Genomic DNA, 17,740 nt, shown 5'->3' with positions numbered 1-17,740 from the left:
AAACTGCGGGCGAGCGCGTGAAAGGAATAGATCGGCAGATGGATGGGCCATTTGCCACAAGATCAGGAGTTATTGAGATGAGCACATTCAAACTTTTCACTTTGGGCTTGGCCCTGCCTTTAGGTCTTGCTGCGCAAATGGCAACCGCCGCCCCAATGGCGCAGGCTGATGCAGATGCGATATTTGCCGCCCTAGATGCGGATCGCAATGGTCAGGTCACGGCTGAGGAATTGGAGCGTATGCCAGAGGCGCGATTTGCGGCCCAAGACACCAATGGGGATGGCATGTTGGACGCCCAAGAATTGGGCGCCTCCCTGCAGGCCCGCATGGCGGATCGCGTGGATCGTATGATTGGCGATCTTGATTTGGATGGCGATGGGCTTTTGTCGCAATCTGAAATGATGGGTGGCCGCGACCAACATGAGGGGCGCGGTGAGCCAAATTTTGATCGGATGTTGTCGCGCATGGACAGCAATGGGGATGGCAGCATCAGCCTTGAGGAATTCTCGGCCATGTCCCAAATGCCCGGCGGCCATGAGCGCGGCGAAGGTGGCCGCGAAGGGCGTGGCCATCGCGGCTAAGGCGCAATCAGACGCGGCTGCCCCTCTCCCTTGGCAGTCGCGTGCTTGAATGCAATAGTTGCAGCAGATTGCGGCGGCGAGGGCAGCGTGCAAAGACCACCAAAGGCAGCATCAGAAGATGATCATCTGATGGCCCGCTTCGCCAAGGGCGATGCGGCTGCGGCGCGGGATTTGGCCGCGCGGCATCTGCCCCGCATTCTGTCGCATGCGCGCCGTGTTTTGGGGGATCAGGCCGAGGCCGAAGATGTCGCGCAAGAGGTGATGATGCGCATCTGGCGCATTGCCCCTGACTGGGACGCAGGCCGCGCAAAACTGAGCACTTGGGCGCATCAGGTGACAGCGAACCTATGTATTGATCGCTTACGCAAGCAGAACCGCCGCGCCGCGCCCACCCTTGATACGGATACGGTTGAACAAATCGAGGATCATGCGGCCTCAGTGCCCGCGCAAATGATGCAAAGGGCGCGACTTGATGCCCTGGATGCGGCGCTTGCCACTTTGCCCGAGCGTCAAAGGCAGGCGGTGGTATTGCGTCACATCGAAGGGTTATCAAATGGTGAGATTGCCCAAATTCTGAATATTACGATTGAGGCGGTCGAAAGTTTGACCGCACGCGGCAAAAGGGCATTGAGCGCCCATTTGGCCAAGGAAAAGGAGGCATTGGGCTATGCGCAATGAACAGGCAGACCAAGATCTGGATGATCTTTTCGCCGAAGCGCGCGCGGCGGATGCGCCAAGTGATGCGCTCATGGCGCGGGTCTTGGCGGATGCACAGAACGTGCAAAGACAAACCCACCACGTCCGTGAGCATACGCTCTCGCGCCTGTCTGATCTGATTGACCGCCTATTTGGGGGCTGGTCGGTTGTCTCAGGTGCGGCGATGGCGGGAATCGCGGGGCTGCTGTTTGGGGTGGGTCTTTCGACCTTGAACCCCGATATGACCTTAAGTTTGCAAGAGGCCAGCGGATGGGCCAGCACATCGGTTTCTGATTTTGGGGATCCTTGGGCTTTGGCCGATTTGGGAGGTGAGTGATGGATGAGATGATGACAACCCCGAAACCCCAAGCGCCGCGGGGCATGAAGATCGTTCTTGGTGTCTCTCTGGCGATTAATTTGGCGATTGCGGGCGCGGTTCTAGGGGCGGTGGTCTTGCATCGCGGCCCAGACGGCGAAGGCCCGCGTGAGCGGATCAACGCCTTGCGCAGTTTGGGGCCATTGGCGGGGGAATTGAACCGCGATGAAATGCGGGTGTTGATTGGGCGCATGGGGGGGCGCGAAGGGATGGGCGCCGCGCGCCGTGGGATCGCGGCGGCCAATCTGCAGGTTGAGGCTGCGTTGCGCGCAACCCCCTTTGTGCCTGATGCGTTGATGCAGGCCCTGTCTGAGCAGCGCGGATATCTTGGCGCCATGCAGGAAAGCGGGCATCGTGCTTTGGTTGATTTGATCGCGGATATGCCGCCTGAACGCCGTGCGGCCTTGGCCGATGAATTGGCCGAAGGGCGCAGGCGTTAGAGATCGGCACTCATCCCTGCGGATTGCAATTCAACAAGACGCGCGTAAATGCCGCCCCTTTGCATCAGGCTGTCATGGGTGCCTTCTTCGACAACATGGCCTTTATCCATGACCACAATCTTATCGGCATCGCGAATGGTGGACAGCCGATGCGCAATTACAAGGGTCGTGCGCCCTTGCGATAGGCGCGATAGGGCAGTTTGCACCAATTTTTCAGATTGCGTGTCGAGGGCCGATGTGGGTTCATCCAACAGCAAAATCGGCGCATCTTTCAGCATCGCGCGGGCGATGGCCACGCGCTGACGTTGGCCGCCCGACAGGGACGAGCCGCGCGGGCCAACAGCCGTTTCCAACCCTGCGGGCAGGGATTTGGCAAATTCCATCACGGCGGCGTTTTCTGCGGCTTTGGCCACATCGGCGCTGTCAGCATTAAGCCGCCCCATGCGGATATTATCTTCGATGCTTTCATCGAACAGCGCCGTGTCTTGGCCCACAACCGCGATCATGTCACGCAAGGCGGCCAGATCAGCCTCGGTGGTCGCAACACTGCCGATGCGCACCCTGCCTGCCACTGGATCAATCAAGCGGGTCAGCAAGGCAAACAGCGTGGTCTTGCCCGCGCCTGATGGCCCCACAATCGCGGTTGTCTGCCCCTCTTTGGCGGTGAAGGTCAGATCATGCAGAACGGGCATGTCGCCATAGGAGAATTCGACATTCTCAAAGCAGATATCGCCAGAACTCAGCGGGGCAGGGTGGGCAGGGCTAAGAACGGTGGGGCGCAGATCAAGCATGGAATAGATCCGCTCTAGCGAGGCTGCGGCGGCCTGAAGGCTGCCTGCAATATTTGACAGACGTTTGAGCGGGTCGAACATCAGCGAAAGCGCGGTGATAAAGGACATGAAATCCCCCACCGATTTATCACCCGTCACAATGGCGGTGGCCCCAAATAATGTGACTGAAACAAACCCAATGCCCGACATGAGGTCGATCAACGAGGGGTTCGCGGATTGGCCTGCACTCGAGCGGATCTGTTGCTTGAGGTATTGCTTGACGCTGCGCTCAAACCGCCCGCGCTCATGCGCCTCAAGGCGGTTGACCTTGATGGATTGAATGCCGTGAAACATCTCGTCCAGCCGCGTGGTCAGGGTCGCGGCAGCCTCGCGCGCGGCAAATGCGGTGCGGCGGATTTGCTTGAGCAGCAGGGTCATGGGCACGATCATCAAAGGCAGCCCAACCAAGGCCACCAGTGACCATTGCCAATCATTTGAGAACATCACAAAGGACAAAGCCACAAGCGAAACTAAATCACGCCCAAAGGAGAGAAGGACACTTGTCGCCGCAGATTGCAGCGTCTGGCTGTCCCCGCGCACGCGTTCGATCAATTCACCTGGGGGGTGGCGGGTAAAGACGGCACCATCAAGCGTCAAAAGATGCTCGACCAGGCGTGTTTGCAATGCGGTTGTCACTTTCAGGCCAAGCGCCGACATAATGACGCGCTGCACAAAGCCCGCAACGGCGCGGAACAGGAACAAAAAGCCGATGACCGTGACCACTTTCCAAAGCCCATCCAAGGTTTGTGCGGCAAAAAGTTCATCGAAAAGAGGGCGCACCATCCATGCAAATGCACCAAGTGCGGCGCCTTCAAGGCTCATCAAGATCAGTGCGAATGTCAGGGCGGGCCAATATCTGAGGACATGCTCGCGCCACAGGCGGATCACAAGTCGAGACGAGCGCAGATCAACCCCATTTGGGGCCGTGGCCTGCGAATCTGATGCGGGGCTTGGGTCTGACATGCGTCTCCAAATCTGCGAAAAATTTCGCATTCTGCTAAAGAATGCTTAGCAAATCATCATCCGCCCTGATTAGGCTATGCCGCCCCTGCAAACAAGCACCCGCAATGTATGGGGTCATATTTCCTGAATCCGCCATTGTTTTCGGGTCGATGTCTTTTCTGAGGTGCAAAGCGGCGTTTTCAGGACGGTTTTGCACTAATTTCTGTTAATTGGTTGTCATCTAAGGCTCAGGCTGTTTAGCTTAGGGCAATTGAATGCGGGGCTACACCGCAACCACAACGGGAGTTCGACACTTTGTTCGACACAGCAAAAGACGCGTTTGTCGCTTTTGAGCATGTCCAGAAAAGTTACGATGGCGAAACGCTGGTCGTAAAAGATCTTAACCTTCAGATCGGTCAGGGCGAATTTCTAACGATGCTTGGGCCTTCGGGGTCGGGCAAAACGACCTGCTTGATGATGCTTGCAGGTTTCGAGACAGCCACCCATGGCGAGATCCTGTTGCAGGGTCGTCCGATCAACAACATTCCGCCCCATAAGCGCGGCATTGGGATGGTGTTCCAGAATTACGCTTTGTTCCCGCATATGTCGGTTGCAGAAAACCTTGCCTTCCCCTTGGAAGTGCGCGGCATGGGCAAATCGGAGCGCGAAGGAAAGATCAAACGCGCGCTTGATATGGTGCAGATGGGGGATTTTGGCGGTCGCCGTCCCGCGCAGCTTTCGGGTGGGCAGCAACAGCGTATCGCCTTGGCGCGGGCCTTGGTGTTCGAGCCTGAGCTTGTTTTGATGGACGAACCTTTGGGGGCGCTCGACAAGCAATTGCGCGAACATATGCAATTTGAAATCACCAATCTGGCGCATCAGTTGGGCATCACCACAGTTTATGTGACCCATGACCAGACCGAAGCCCTGACCATGTCAGATCGTGTCGCGGTGTTTGATGATGGCCGTATCCAACAGCTTGATCCGCCTGATGTTCTCTATGAACAGCCGCAAAACAGCTTTGTGGCGCAGTTTATTGGCGAAAATAACACGCTTTCGGGTGTGGTGACGAAAATCTCAGGCGATCGCTGCGTTGTGAAGCTGGACAGCGGTGACGAAATTGACGCGCGTCCTGTAAACGTCTCGGCCGTGGGGGATCGCACAACTGTTTCAATCCGTCCCGAGCGGGTGGAAATGGACAAGCGCCGCCTTTCGCCTGACGCGCATACGCTGAAAGGCGAGGTTCTCGAATTTATTTACATGGGCGATATTTTCCGCACGCGCCTGCGCGTGGCCGGGTCGGATGACTTCATCATTAAGACCCGCAACGCCCCCGATCAAAAACGACTCACACCTGGCACCCAGATTGAAATAGGATGGTTGCCTGACGATTGCCGCGCGCTTGATGCTTAAGCGCATGGCCTAAGCTGCCACCTTCGCCTGGAGGGTGGCCATGCATAAGACCATACCAGGTAACAACACGGGAGACTGACATGAAACTGTCAAAAACACTTCTGGCAACTTCTGCACTCGGCGTCGCCGCAGCAGGTTTGGCCTATGCGGGCGGCCACATGGCCACTGGCACATTTACCTTCGTAAGCTGGGGCGGTGCCTATCAGGCCAGCCAAACCAACGCTTATACGGATCCATACACCGCGAATAACCCTGATGTTCAGATCGTTTGGGACGAAAGCTCGAACGAAGCGGTGGCAAAACTGCGCGCGATGAACGAAGCGGGCAACCTGACATGGGATTTGGTTGACGTTGTGGCATCGGACGCGTTGCGTCTGTGTGACGAAGGTCTCGCCATGGAAATCGATCCTGATGAGATGCTTGCACCTGCGCCCGATGGCACTCCCGCAAGCGAAGATTTCGGTGACCTTTTGGTTGGCGATTGCTTCATCCCACAGATCGTTTACTCCACCACCTTCGGCTATCGCACCGACATGGTGCCTGATGGTGTAGAGCCTCCAAATGACATTTGTGATGTGTTCGATCTCGAAACATATCCTGGCATGCGTTCGCTTGAGAGCCGCCCAATCAACAACATGGAATGGGCCTTGCTTTGTGACGGCGTTGCAAAGGAAGACGTCTATGACGTTCTGGCCACTGATGAAGGCCAAGAGCAGGCTTTGGCCAAGCTCGACACCATCCGCGACAGCGTGATTTGGTGGAACGCTGGCGCCGATACGCCACAGCTTTTGGCGGATGGCGAAGTCTTTATCGGTTCGACCTATAATGGCCGTCTATTCTCGGCCATCGTTGAGCAGAACCAGCCAATCGGCATGATGTGGGACGCACAGGTATTCGACCTTGATGGTTGGATCATCCCAGCAGGTCTGCCAGAAGATCGTCTGGCGCGCGTGATGGACTTCGTCTATTTCGCAACCGACACGCAGCGTCTGGCAGATCAGGCCGCCTACATTTCCTATGGCCCTGCACGTCTGTCCTCTGCGCCACTGGTTGGCAACCATGCAGAGCTTGGCATCGAAATGGCACCCCATATGCCAACCGATCCAAACAATGCACAGAACACGTTCCTCTATAACTACGAGTTCTGGGCGGATTATCGCGATGATATTGACGCGAAATTCCAAGCATGGCTGGCTCAGTAATCTGAGCTGAATTTGGGGCGGGGCCGCGATCAAACGCGGCCCCCTCTCAACCATCGGGTAGCCCCATGAGGGCAAGGGTCTCGGCAGATCTAACGCGCGTGAAACCGCGGCGCGGCCCGACCAAATTCATGACGATTGAAGATAGAAACGACTGACGGGGACAGGATGAGCGACACCACCAATTCAGGCCCGATGCTGGCGGCGGATGGAACCCCCCTCAAGACGAGCCTCGCCCGTGCCCTCAGACGTCAAAAGCTGCGTGCGCTGATGTTGATTGCGCCCCTTTTGGCCTTTGTTGTTTTGACATTTGTTGTCCCGATCGGATCGATGTTGTTTCGATCGGTAGAAAACCAAATTGTATCTGGCACGCTTCCCGAAACGGTTGAAGCGCTTGACGCTTGGGATGGCCAAGACGGCACCTTGCCAGATGAGACCGTGTTCCAAGCCTTATTTTTCGACATTTTTCGCGCTGCCGAGGCCAAGGAACATACCAAACTTGGCTCGCGCCTAAATTATGAACGCACGGGCCTTTCTTCGATGTTCCGCACCACAGGGCGGGGCGTTGATGATATTGGCGAGGTTTTTCAAGATTGGCTTGAAGATGCAGATCCTGCCTTCAAGGATGGGATCACATGGTATGAGATGCTGTCTGGCACAGGCGGCGAAGATGTGATCGAAGCCCGACGCGCCCTTTGGGCGAATATGGTGGGCGAGGGGTTTGCAGGCGATATTGGGTTTACCCTATCGGGTGAGATGGCAGCACTTCTGCCCCAAACCGCCGCCGCCTATAGTGACTGGGCCATCTATACCGCCATCGCGGATGAGGATGTGGTTTCCGAAGAAGACCCATGGGAGGCGGTATATGCGGCCTTGGCCCTTGATCTGGCGCGCGCTGATACAGCGTCCGCCCTGGCCTCATACACAGGGGCGGGCGCAGGCCCATTGGCCAATGCGATTGCAGCCCTGCCAAGCCTGCCGCAAATTGATTTCCGCGCCGCATTCATCGAAGAAAATGATGGGTGGGGCGATACGGAAAACTGGCAAACGATCAAGATTTACAGCCCTGATTACACCACTGGCTATTTCCTCAACGCGATTGATATGGAAAAGGGGCTTGAGGGTGTGAATGCCCGCCCTGAAAGCCAGCAGCTTTATATCAAACTGTTCATTCGTACGATGATCATGTCCTTGATCATCACGGGCTCCTGTATCCTTTTGGGGTATCCTGTGGCGTGGCTTTTGGCCAACCTGCCCGTGCGCAGCGCCAATGTATTGATGATCCTTGTTCTTCTGCCGTTCTGGACATCGCTCTTGGTGCGCACCAGTGCGTGGAAAGTGCTGCTGCAACAGCAAGGCGTGATCAATGAAATCCTTGTCTGGCTTGGATTTGTCGATGATGCAAACCGCCTGATTTTGATGAATAACTCGACAGGCACGATCATTGCGATGACGCATATTTTGCTGCCCTTTATGATTTTGCCGCTTTATTCGGTGATGAAAACCATTCCGCCGTCCTACCTTCGCGCCGCCAAAAGTCTTGGCGCGACCAATTGGACAGCGTTCTGGCGGGTCTATTTCCCACAATCTGTTCCAGGCATTGGGGCGGGGTCGATTCTCGTGTTCATCTTGGCGATTGGCTATTACATCACGCCCGAAATCGTGGGCGGCACAGATGGTGTCTTTATCTCGAACCGCATTGCCTACCATATTTCATCCTCGCTCAACTGGGGCTTGGCGGCGGCTTTGGGGTCGATCCTTCTGGCCTTGGTCTTGGCGCTGTATTGGCTTTATGACCGCATTGTCGGCATTGATAACGTGAAATTGGGGGGCTGAGATTATGGCTCAATCGCTGAAACTTACGCTCAAGCGCCCCTCCCTTTGGGGGTTCACGGCACCCCTGACTGCGGCTGTGTCAGCGGCCTTTGGCTATATCGCAGGCACATCCTTTGGAAATCCGCTCATGGGGATTGTTGCGGGCGCTGTCATTGGGGCCGTATTGGCGGCCTTGCTGCACCCTATGGCTGAAAAGCGGATGATGGCGCGCCTTGGTGTGATTGCGATCTTCTTTGCCGCGGGTCTTTTCGCCACCAATTTGGGCGGCGGGATCGCAGCAGGCCTTGTAGGCGCGGTGCTGTCATGGTTCGTCTTCTGGATCGACACGGGCGATTATCGCAAAGGCGTGCCGATTTATTACACAGGCGGGCAGACCCTTTGGCATAACAGTTTCCTGTTTATCTGTGGGCTGATCTTCTTCTTTCTGATTGCCCCGCTTTTCCCCGTGATGTGGCTGTCGTTTAACGCGCAGGATTTCTTTACCTTCACGCCCGAGATGCTGGCCTTTGATCCCGAGGGGTATTCGCTGAAGCATTACCGCGATTTCCTAACCACGGATGAGTGGATGCAGCCGCTGAAAAACTCGCTGATCATTGCGCCAATTGCGACTGTTATCTCAGTTAGTCTTGGCACATTGGCGGCCATCGGTTTGTCGCAATCGCATGTGCCTGGGCGTCAAACCATCATGGCGGTTTTGATCTCGCCTATGATCGTGCCTTTGATCATCTCCGCGACAGGGATGTTCTTTTTCTACGCCCCTCTTGGTAATTGGTTGGAACTGACCTTGGGTCTGAACAAGTCCTTCGTGGGATATGTGAAAGTGATCTTGGCGCATGCCGTGTTGGGCGTGCCCTTTGTGATCATCACAGTGACCGCCACGCTTGTTGGTTTTGATCGGTCGCTGACGCGGGCGGCGGCGAATATGGGCGCCAACCCTGTGACCACCTTCTTCCGTGTGCAGATGCCGCTGATTTTGCCGGGTGTTATCTCAGGCGGTCTGTTCGCCTTTATCACCTCGTTTGACGAGGTTGTCGTGGTGCTGTTTGTTGGTTCAGCGCAGCAGCAGACCCTGCCTTGGCAGATGTTCACGGGCCTCCGCGAACAAATTTCGCCAACGATTTTGGCGGCGGCCACGATCCTTGTGACCATCTCTATCCTGCTTTTGACCACAGTCGAACTTCTGCGCCGCAGATCAGAGCGCCTGAGGGGCCTCAGCCCAAGCTGATTGGCGCAAGATCACATCATCAAGGCCGCATTGGATATGCCGATGCGGCCTTTTTTTTGATCTGATATTGCGATAGAATTTGTGGAAATTGATAGGACTTGCCTATGATCCAAAAACTGGAAATGCTACTTGCTTTGGCCAAAACCCAGCACTTTGGCCGTGCGGCTGAATTGTTGGGGGTTACTCAGCCAAGCCTGTCCTCAGGGATCAAGCAACTGGAAGACCAGCTTGGGGTGAAGCTGGTGCAGCGCGGGTCACGCTTTGGCGGTCTGACCCCTGAGGGGCAACGCGCATTGGAGTGGGCGCGGCGTATCGTGGGCGATAGCCGCCAGTTGCGTGAAGAAATGCGTTATAGCCGCGAGGGGTTATCGGGCCATTTGCGCCTTGCGGTGATCCCGACTGCATTGACCGAAGCCGCGCGTCTGGTCAGCCGCTTTTCGCGCGTGCATCCCAATGTCAGTTTTTCTATTCTGTCCCGTTCGTCCGCCGAAATCCTCAAGCTGTTGGAAAATCTCGATGCAGATGCGGGTGTGACCTATTTGGACAATGAGCCTTTGGGACGCATGGTGAGCACGGGGCTCTATCGTGAAAATTACGCGGTTCTGTGCCGATCAGATCACCCTTTTGCGGCACAGACCCAAGTGGCATGGGCCGCGCTCGAGGGGATGAGCCTGAGCCTCCTGACCCCTGATATGCAAAATCGGCGGATCTTAAACCGCAATTTCGCGGCGCATGGTCTTGAGCCAAAATCGGTTGTCGAAAGCAATTCGACCATTGTTCTGGTGAGCCATGTGATTGAGGCAGGTGCGCTGACAGTTTTGCCGCAATCCATGGCGCAGTTCCTTGCCATTGGCCATGATCTGCGGGTGATCCCGTTGGAAGATGGGGCGCTGCGCCCTGAGGTGGGTTTGATTGCCCCCCATCAAGAGCCTTATACCCCCGTTTTCCGAAGCCTTTTACGCGTTGCACGCGAGATGGCGGGCGAGGTTGGTTGATAGATTTTGTCTATCGTTTGACGAAATACTGATATTGAATCAGAATTATACCTCGGGCATTGGTCGGGTATCGCGCGCGCGCTCAAGCGTGGATGCGCGCGATCCTCACGACCAAAGGATGACGGCCATGCCCCGCGACCATGCTGATGCGAATGATCAAGACATCACGGCGATTGTGATGCGCCACATGGGGATGGAGGGGCCGCTGCTGCCCATGCTGCATGCCTTGCAAGAAGAATTCGGGTATATTCCTGAAGCGGCCCGCCCGATCATTTGCGATGCGCTCAATATCACAGGCGCGGAACTGCACGGGGTGATCAGCTTTTATCATGATTTCCGCACAGCGCCGTCCGCGCGGCACAGCTTGAAAATCTGCCGCGCTGAGGCCTGTCAGGCTGTTGGCGGCAAGGCGCTGTCTGATCGTATTCTCGCGATGCTTGGACTGGATTGGGGCCAGGCGCGCGCCGATGGGAAATTGGTGGTTGAGCCTGTCTATTGTCTGGGCCTATGCGCCTGTGCGCCTGCGGCTATGCTGGATGGCAAATTGATCGGTCGCGCCACCGAAGAAAAAATCAGTAAAACCTTGTCGGAGGCGGCCCTATGAAAAAGATTTACATCCCCCGCGATGCCGCCGCCAAGGCGCTTGGGTCTGATGAGGTTGCGGCCACTTTGGCCGATGCGCTTATGGCGCGTGGGGAAGAGGCGCAGATCATCCGCAACGGAAGTCGCGGGATGATCTGGCTAGAACCTCTGATAGAGATCGAAGAAAATGGCACCCGTTTGGCTTACGGCCCGATTGCTGCGGATCAAGTCGAGGATCTTCTGGCAGGCAAGATCGAGACGCTCGGCCCTGTCGAAGATATTCCGTTTTTTGCCAAGCAAAACCGTCTGACTTTTGCGCGCTGCGGTTTGATTGATCCGCTCAGCTTGTCGGATTACCGCGATCACGGCGGCCTTGTGGGACTGTCTCGTGCCTCCGCCACGAGTGCCGCTGACATTGTCGCAGAGGTGATCGCCTCTGGATTGCGCGGGCGTGGTGGCGCAGGCTTCCCGACTGGGATCAAGTGGAAAACTGTCTCAGAGGCGGCAGGCCCTCAGAAATACATCGTTTGCAACGCAGACGAGGGGGATAGCGGCACTTTCGCGGATCGGATGATCATGGAAGGGGATCCTTTCTGCTTGATTGAAGGCATGGCGATTGCGGGGCTGGCCACAGGGGCCACGCGCGGGTTTGTATATATCCGTTCCGAATATCCCGATGCGATTGAAGTGATGGAACAGGCGGTCACCATCGCCCGTGCCGAAGGCGTTTTGGGTGACGATGTCTTGGGATCAGGCAAAGCCTTTGATCTTGAGATCCGTGTGGGGGCAGGGGCCTATGTTTGCGGCGAAGAGACATCGCTTTTGAACAGCCTTGAGGGCAAGCGCGGTGTTGTGCGCGCCAAGCCGCCGTTGCCCGCCTTAGAGGGTTTTCTCGGGCGGCCAACAGTTGTGAATAACGTCCTGTCCTTGGCAACGATCCCCGTGATTTTCGAAAAAGGTGCGGCGCATTATGCCAGTTTCGGCCTTGGTCGGTCTAAAGGGACGATGCCAATCCAGATTGCAGGCAATGTTGCGCGCGGCGGGTTGTTTGAAACCGCCTTTGGGATGCCTTTGGGCGAATTGGTCAACGAGATTGCAGGCGGCACCGCTACGGGGCGGCCCGTCAAAGCGGTTCAGGTGGGCGGCCCCTTGGGTGCCTATATGCCCCCGTCCAAATTTGACACGCCTTTTGCCTATGAGGAATTTGATGGGCAAGGTGGGCTGATCGGGCATGCGGGCGTGGTCGTCTTTGACGACAGCGCAGACATGGTTCAGATGGCGCGGTTTGCGATGGAATTCTGCGCGGTGGAATCTTGCGGGAAATGCACGCCCTGCCGCATTGGGGCAAGACGCGGGGTGGAAACCATCGACCGCATTGCCGCGGGGGATGCGACCGCAATCCCCTTGTTGACCGATCTGTGCGAGACGATGAAAGACGGCTCGCTCTGCGCGCTTGGCGGGTTCACGCCTTACCCTGTCATGTCGGCCCTTCAGAATTTTCCAGATGAATTTGGGGCCACCCCCGCCAATCAGGCCGCTGAATAGGAGGGTTTTGATCCATGAAAGATTTTATCATTCCTTGGGATGACCGCGACATGGGAACGCCCGCTAAGACGGGCGCGCCTGTCAGTCTGACGATTGATGGTGTTGCGGTTACTGTGCCAGAGGGCACAAGCGTTATGCGCGCCGCAGCCGAGGCGGGGTTGTCGATCCCCAAGCTCTGCGCCACAGACAGCCTTGAGGCCTTTGGCTCTTGCCGTTTATGCGTTGTCGAAATTGAGGGGCGGCGCGGCACGCCCGCTTCCTGCACGACACCCGTGGCCGAAGGTATGGTGGTTCATACTCAGAACGCCAAGCTGCACAAACTGCGCCGCGGGGTGATGGAATTGTATATCAGCGATCACCCGCTTGATTGTTTGACATGTGCCGCCAATGGCGATTGCGAATTGCAGGACATGGCGGGCGCGGTTGGATTGCGCGATGTGCGCTATAGCGCGACCGAAGGGGCGAGTATCGCCAACCATTTCACCGCGCGTGACACCAATGGGGATCTCAACCCCGAATATTTACCCAAGGATGAAAGCAATCCCTATTTCACCTATGACCCCTCCAAATGTATCGTCTGCAACCGCTGTGTTCGGGCCTGCGAGGAGGTGCAAGGCACGTTTGCGCTGACCATCGAAGGACGTGGGTTTGACAGCCGCGTATCCGCAGGCGGCCCGTTGGATGATTTCCTCAGTTCGGATTGCGTGTCATGCGGCGCTTGCGTGCAGGCCTGTCCAACGGCAACCTTGCAGGAAAAATCTGTCATCGAATTGGGCACGCCGCAACGCTCGGTCGTGACCACATGCGCCTATTGTGGTGTGGGCTGTTCGTTCAAAGCAGAATTGAATGGCGATCAATTGGTGCGGATGGTGCCCTATAAACACGGCAAGGCCAATCGCGGGCATTCCTGTGTGAAGGGGCGCTTTGCCTATGGCTATGCCACCCATAAAGACCGTATTTTGAACCCGATGATCCGCGATGACATCTCCGAGCCATGGCGCGAAGTGTCATGGGAGGAGGCGCTTGGCTTCGCCGCGCAAAAACTGCGGGGCATTCAGGCGAAGTATGGCCAGAAATCCATCGGCGTGATCACCTCAAGCCGTTGCACGAACGAGGAAACCTTCCTTGTGCAAAAACTGGCGCGTGCGGTGTTTGGCAATAACAACACCGACACTTGTGCGCGGGTCTGCCATTCGCCAACGGGTTATGGCTTGGGCCAGACCTTTGGCACATCGGCAGGGACGCAAGATTTTGACTCGGTCGCGCACGCAGATGTGGTTGTCGTGATTGGGGCCAACCCAACCGATGGCCACCCCGTTTTCGCAAGCCGTCTGAAAAAGCGCCTGCGCCAAGGGGCAAAGCTGATCGTGATCGACCCACGCCGCATTGATCTGGTGAAATCCGCCCATATCAAGGCCGCGCATCACCTGCCGTTGAAACCAGGCACCAATGTGGCGGTTGTTACGGCCATGGCCCATGTGATTGTCACCGAAGGTCTTGCGAACGAGGCCTATATCCGCGAGCGCTGCGATTGGGATGAGTTCGAGGATTACGCAGAATTCATTTCTGACCCGCGCCATAGCCCTGAGGCGGTTGAGGCCTTGACGGGTGTGCCTGCTGCGGAACTGCGCGCCGCAGCGCGCTTATATGCAACGGGCGGTAATGGGGCGATTTATTACGGCTTGGGTGTCACGGAGCATTCCCAAGGCTCGACCACAGTGATGGGGATCGCCAATTTGGCGATGCTTACGGGCAATGTGGGCCGCGAAGGTGTGGGTGTGAACCCGCTTCGTGGGCAAAATAACGTGCAAGGCTCGTGTGATATGGGGTCTTTCCCGCATGAATTGCCGGGCTATCGCCATGTCAAAAACGCTGATGTGCGCGCTATTTTTGAGCAAGCTTGGGGCGTTGAGATTGACCCAGAGCCGGGCCTGCGCATTCCCAATATGTTGGATGCGGCAGTGGCGGGTAAATTTAAAGGGCTTTACTGCCAAGGCGAAGATATCCTTCAGTCTGACCCAGATACCAAACATGTGGCGGCAGGTTTGGCCGCGATGGACTGCGTGATCGTGCATGATCTTTTCTTGAACGAAACTGCGAATTACGCCCATGTTTTCTTGCCTGGCTCAACCTTCCTTGAGAAAGATGGCACCTTCACCAATGCTGAGCGCCGCATCAACCGCGTGCGCGAAGTTATGGCGCCAAAGGCAGGGATGGCTGATTGGGAAGTAACGCAAGCCTTGGCCAATGCCATGGGGGCAGGGTGGAACTATACCCACCCGTCTCAAATCATGGAGGAAATCGCCGCCACCACCCCAAGCTTTGCTGGCGTTGATTACGCGGTGCTTGAGGAAAAAGGCAGTGTGCAATGGCCGTGCAATGACGCAAACCCAGAGGGCACGCCACTGATGCATGTTGATGGGTTTGTGCGCGGCAAGGGGCGCTTTATTCTGACTGAATATGTTGCCACTGATGAGCGCACAGGGCCGCGCTTCCCACTGTTGCTGACCACAGGGCGTATCTTGAGCCAGTATAATGTGGGCGCGCAGACACGGCGCACGGAAAACACCGTCTGGCATGAGGAGGATGTGTTGGAAATCCATCCCCATGACGCAGAAACACGCGGGATCAAGGAGGGGGATTACGTCAAGCTGGCCTCGCGGTCAGGCGAGACATCCCTGCGCGCCAAGATCACCGATCGCGTTAGCCCAGGTGTGGTTTATACAACCTTCCACCACCCGCAGACTCAGGCCAATGTGATCACCACCGATTTCTCGGATTGGGCCACGAATTGCCCTGAATATAAGGTGACAGCAGTGCAGGTGTCGCAATCAAATGGCCCGACTGAATGGCAAGAAAGCTATGAGGCGCAGGCCAAGGCGGCGCGGCGTATCCTGCCTGCGGCGGAATAGCTATGGCTGCGGCCCCGTTGGCGCGCGCGGTGGTAAAAGCCACCCGTGACGGCCTGACGGCCGAAGACCGTGCCTTGGCCGAAGAATGCCCTGTGGCCATGGTGTTTGATGGGGGCACGCAAGCGGTCATGATGGCCACCCCGCGTGATCTTGAAGATTTCGCGCGCGGCTTTGCCAAGACCGAAGGCTTTATCGCAAGCGATGCCGATATTCGCGAGATTGAGATTGTCCGCCACGAGGCGGGTCAAGGCATTGAAGCACGGCTTTGGCTTGATGCCGCGCAATCGCAGGCCTTGCAAGCTCGGCGCCGCTCGATGATGGGCCCTGTGGGATGCGGGCTGTGTGGTATTGACAGCCTTGCGCAAGCGATGCGGGATATCGCGCCCTTGCCGCACGATATAGCCCCTTTGCCCCTCACCCCGCTTTTGGGCGCGGCGGAGGCCTTGCGGGGTCACCAACCTTTGCACGATGAAACCCATGCGGTTCACGCGGCGGGGTTTTTTCAGCCCGCACAGGGCATTGTCTTGGCGCGCGAGGATGTCGGGCGGCACAATGCGCTTGATAAGCTAATCGGCGCGATGGGGGCGGCACATATTGATCCGACTGCGGGCGCGATTGTGATCACCAGCCGCGTCTCGGTTGAGATGGTGCAAAAAACCGTTATCGCAGGCGCGCCTGTGCTGATCGCGGTTTCCGCACCAACCGCGTTGGCCTTAGATGTTGCAGATCAGGCGGGTCTGTGCGTGGCGGCATTGGCGCGCAAAGGGCAATTTGAAATTTTCACGCATCCTGAGCGGATAGAACAAGGATAGATCACTATGGCATTGGATAAGCTGATTACGATGGCGAACCAGATCGCCACATTTTTCGAAAGCCAAAAAGGCGATGATTTGGCCGAACGTGTTGCGGCCCATCTGAACGATTTTTGGGGGCCAGAGATGCGCGCTGATTTCGTGCATCTGGTGAGCGACCCATCACAGGCTGACCGATTGCATCCGCTGGCACGCGATGCTGTGGCGTTGTTGCGTCTGCCTCAGGACGTTTGATCATCCTCTGCTGCGAGGTCAGAGGTGAGATCAAGTTTCGATGCGGGTGAAAAGCCGCCATCAATGAAATCTTCGCGGTCAATGTAGTCTTTGATCTGGTCATAGCTTTACACCAGATTGCTTGACCACCCTTCAAGAAAGCGCAGGCGGCGCCGCTCTCTATGCGGTTGAAACCCATTATTGCGGATCATCTGCAAATCTTGTTCGCGTTCCTCATAGGTGAGAAAGGCGGTGATTTCGGTCAGATATTTCACATCAAAAAAGCCGATATTGTCTGACCATGGTTTCCGCCCGCCCAAGAAATTCACAAGCTGCAAGGGTCGCATCGCACCAATAATGGCCATTTGTTCCGTCATCGGCCAATTCCATCTTGGCGCAAGCTCTTGCCAACGATCCGCGAAGGCCACGTTCAAGGCGCTGAAACTTGTGCCGCCCTCGCTGCGTAAATCGGCAATTGCGGCTTGCCCGATGCCCGTTTCTGAAAATTGTGCGGCATCCACAAGCAGCAAAGCAGGGCTGAGCGCGCGTTCATATCCCGCAGGCATGCGATCTTTGAACGGGGCAGGGATTTTGTCGCTCTCTGCCAATGTCCATGATGAGATATGGCGCACAGCTGCCGCTGGGGCGCTGAAGGGATAAGAGAACAGCGCATCAAACCCATCCCCCAAGGCAAAGCTGAACTTATCGACAAACAGCACCTTGCTGTGAATCCGCGTCAACGTCTCAAGCGCGAAGAGCACAAGGAAACTTTCCCGCGCGGGGTTTGGGGCGCCATCGGGGCCATCAGGGGCAAATTCGTCCAAATCAAAGACGTCTTCGCAGCGGATCAAGGTGGCGTAACGCTTGATCATGGCGGATGTGCTGGCCGAGAGGGCGCGGTCGGTAAAGACATAATAGACGCAGCTGCGCGTATCTGTGCGCTGACGCAACTGCGACATCAAAAAGGCAGCATTCCATCCCGAAGCTTCATCGCAACAGGTCAAAATTGCGTGTTTTGCGCTCATAGCTGTAGGTTGCATGGTCGATGCACTGGCCTTTTGGTAATCCCCGAGTTTAGCAGGGCAAGTCAGACCATATCGAACAGAATATCTCAAGCCCTGTGGCAGCCAATCCTTCCGAAAT

Annotated in this window: 16 protein-coding genes; 14 read left to right on the top strand and 2 right to left on the bottom strand. The window is 56.5% G+C overall.

From position 1 onward, the window contains the following. Positions 1 to 77 precede the first annotated feature (77 nt). The 4 genes from AAC620_RS04665 to AAC620_RS04650 all read left to right on the top strand — a co-directional run bounded on the left by AAC620_RS04665 (position 78) and on the right by AAC620_RS04650 (position 2,093). Positions 78 to 581: an EF-hand domain-containing protein gene (locus AAC620_RS04665; protein ID WP_340243011.1), complete on the top strand. Its 504-nt coding sequence runs from the start codon at positions 78 to 80 to the stop codon at positions 579 to 581. A gap of 129 nt (positions 582 to 710) precedes the next feature. Next, positions 711 to 1,259 (top strand): sigma-70 family RNA polymerase sigma factor, encoded by a 549-nt coding sequence (locus tag AAC620_RS04660; protein ID WP_340243009.1) that lies wholly within the window; start codon positions 711 to 713, stop codon positions 1,257 to 1,259. Beyond that, complete coding sequence (locus tag AAC620_RS04655) at positions 1,249 to 1,614, top strand: dihydroorotate dehydrogenase (RefSeq protein ID WP_340243008.1); 366 nt, start codon at positions 1,249 to 1,251, stop codon at positions 1,612 to 1,614. The genes AAC620_RS04660 and AAC620_RS04655 overlap by 11 nt, the downstream gene beginning before the upstream one ends. Then, positions 1,614 to 2,093, top strand: coding sequence for a periplasmic heavy metal sensor (locus AAC620_RS04650; protein ID WP_340243006.1), 480 nt, complete (start codon positions 1,614 to 1,616; stop codon positions 2,091 to 2,093). Before AAC620_RS04655 ends, AAC620_RS04650 begins: the two co-directional genes overlap by 1 nt. Here the strand turns inward: AAC620_RS04650 and AAC620_RS04645 are convergent. Further along, positions 2,090 to 3,886: an ABC transporter ATP-binding protein gene (locus AAC620_RS04645; protein WP_340243005.1), complete on the bottom strand. Its 1,797-nt coding sequence runs from the start codon at positions 3,884 to 3,886 to the stop codon at positions 2,090 to 2,092. The two genes, AAC620_RS04650 and AAC620_RS04645, sit on opposite strands and share 4 nt — an antisense overlap. Before the next feature lie 294 nt (positions 3,887 to 4,180). Between AAC620_RS04645 and AAC620_RS04640 the strand changes: the two genes are divergently transcribed. The 10 genes from AAC620_RS04640 (at position 4,181) to AAC620_RS04595 (ending at position 16,618) form a co-directional block, all read left to right on the top strand. After that, positions 4,181 to 5,278 carry an ABC transporter ATP-binding protein gene (locus AAC620_RS04640; protein ID WP_317655923.1) on the top strand — a complete coding sequence of 366 codons (1,098 nt, stop codon included), beginning with the start codon at positions 4,181 to 4,183 and terminating at the stop codon, positions 5,276 to 5,278. Positions 5,279 to 5,358: 80 nt separating this feature from the next. After that, a complete protein-coding gene (locus AAC620_RS04635; RefSeq protein WP_340243002.1) occupies positions 5,359 to 6,480 on the top strand; it encodes an extracellular solute-binding protein in 1,122 nt (373 codons plus the stop codon). A gap of 165 nt (positions 6,481 to 6,645) precedes the next feature. Next, positions 6,646 to 8,313 (top strand): ABC transporter permease, encoded by a 1,668-nt coding sequence (locus AAC620_RS04630; RefSeq protein ID WP_340243000.1) that lies wholly within the window; start codon positions 6,646 to 6,648, stop codon positions 8,311 to 8,313. Between the two features lie 4 nt (positions 8,314 to 8,317). After that, positions 8,318 to 9,538, top strand: coding sequence for an ABC transporter permease (locus AAC620_RS04625; protein WP_317655918.1), 1,221 nt, complete (start codon positions 8,318 to 8,320; stop codon positions 9,536 to 9,538). A gap of 104 nt (positions 9,539 to 9,642) precedes the next feature. Beyond that, a complete protein-coding gene (locus tag AAC620_RS04620) occupies positions 9,643 to 10,533 on the top strand; it encodes a LysR family transcriptional regulator (protein WP_340242996.1) in 891 nt (296 codons plus the stop codon). 127 nt (positions 10,534 to 10,660) lie between these two features. Next, positions 10,661 to 11,137, top strand: coding sequence for a formate dehydrogenase subunit gamma (locus AAC620_RS04615; RefSeq protein ID WP_445322449.1), 477 nt, complete (start codon positions 10,661 to 10,663; stop codon positions 11,135 to 11,137). After that, positions 11,134 to 12,660: a formate dehydrogenase beta subunit gene (locus tag AAC620_RS04610; protein WP_340242992.1), complete on the top strand. Its 1,527-nt coding sequence runs from the start codon at positions 11,134 to 11,136 to the stop codon at positions 12,658 to 12,660. Before AAC620_RS04615 ends, AAC620_RS04610 begins: the two co-directional genes overlap by 4 nt. 14 nt (positions 12,661 to 12,674) lie before the next feature. Beyond that, positions 12,675 to 15,572 (top strand): formate dehydrogenase subunit alpha, encoded by a 2,898-nt coding sequence (fdhF, locus tag AAC620_RS04605; RefSeq protein WP_340242990.1) that lies wholly within the window; start codon positions 12,675 to 12,677, stop codon positions 15,570 to 15,572. Between the two features lie 2 nt (positions 15,573 to 15,574). Further along, positions 15,575 to 16,384 (top strand): formate dehydrogenase accessory sulfurtransferase FdhD, encoded by an 810-nt coding sequence (gene fdhD, locus AAC620_RS04600; RefSeq protein WP_340242988.1) that lies wholly within the window; start codon positions 15,575 to 15,577, stop codon positions 16,382 to 16,384. 6 nt (positions 16,385 to 16,390) lie between these two features. Then, positions 16,391 to 16,618, top strand: coding sequence for a formate dehydrogenase subunit delta (locus AAC620_RS04595; protein WP_340242986.1), 228 nt, complete (start codon positions 16,391 to 16,393; stop codon positions 16,616 to 16,618). A 107-nt stretch (positions 16,619 to 16,725) separates the two neighbouring features. Here AAC620_RS04595 and AAC620_RS04590 read toward each other — a convergent pair whose 3' ends face one another. Beyond that, positions 16,726 to 17,622 (bottom strand): hypothetical protein, encoded by an 897-nt coding sequence (locus AAC620_RS04590; RefSeq protein ID WP_340242984.1) that lies wholly within the window; start codon positions 17,620 to 17,622, stop codon positions 16,726 to 16,728. Between the last annotated feature and the right edge of the window lie 118 nt (positions 17,623 to 17,740).

The sequence above is a fragment of the Roseobacter sp. HKCCA2468 genome, assembly GCF_037805105.1.
Taxonomy (GTDB): Bacteria; Pseudomonadota; Alphaproteobacteria; order Rhodobacterales; family Rhodobacteraceae; genus M30B80.
Note: the sequence above shows the minus strand (reverse complement) of the source record. Positions and strands in the feature narration are given on the sequence as shown.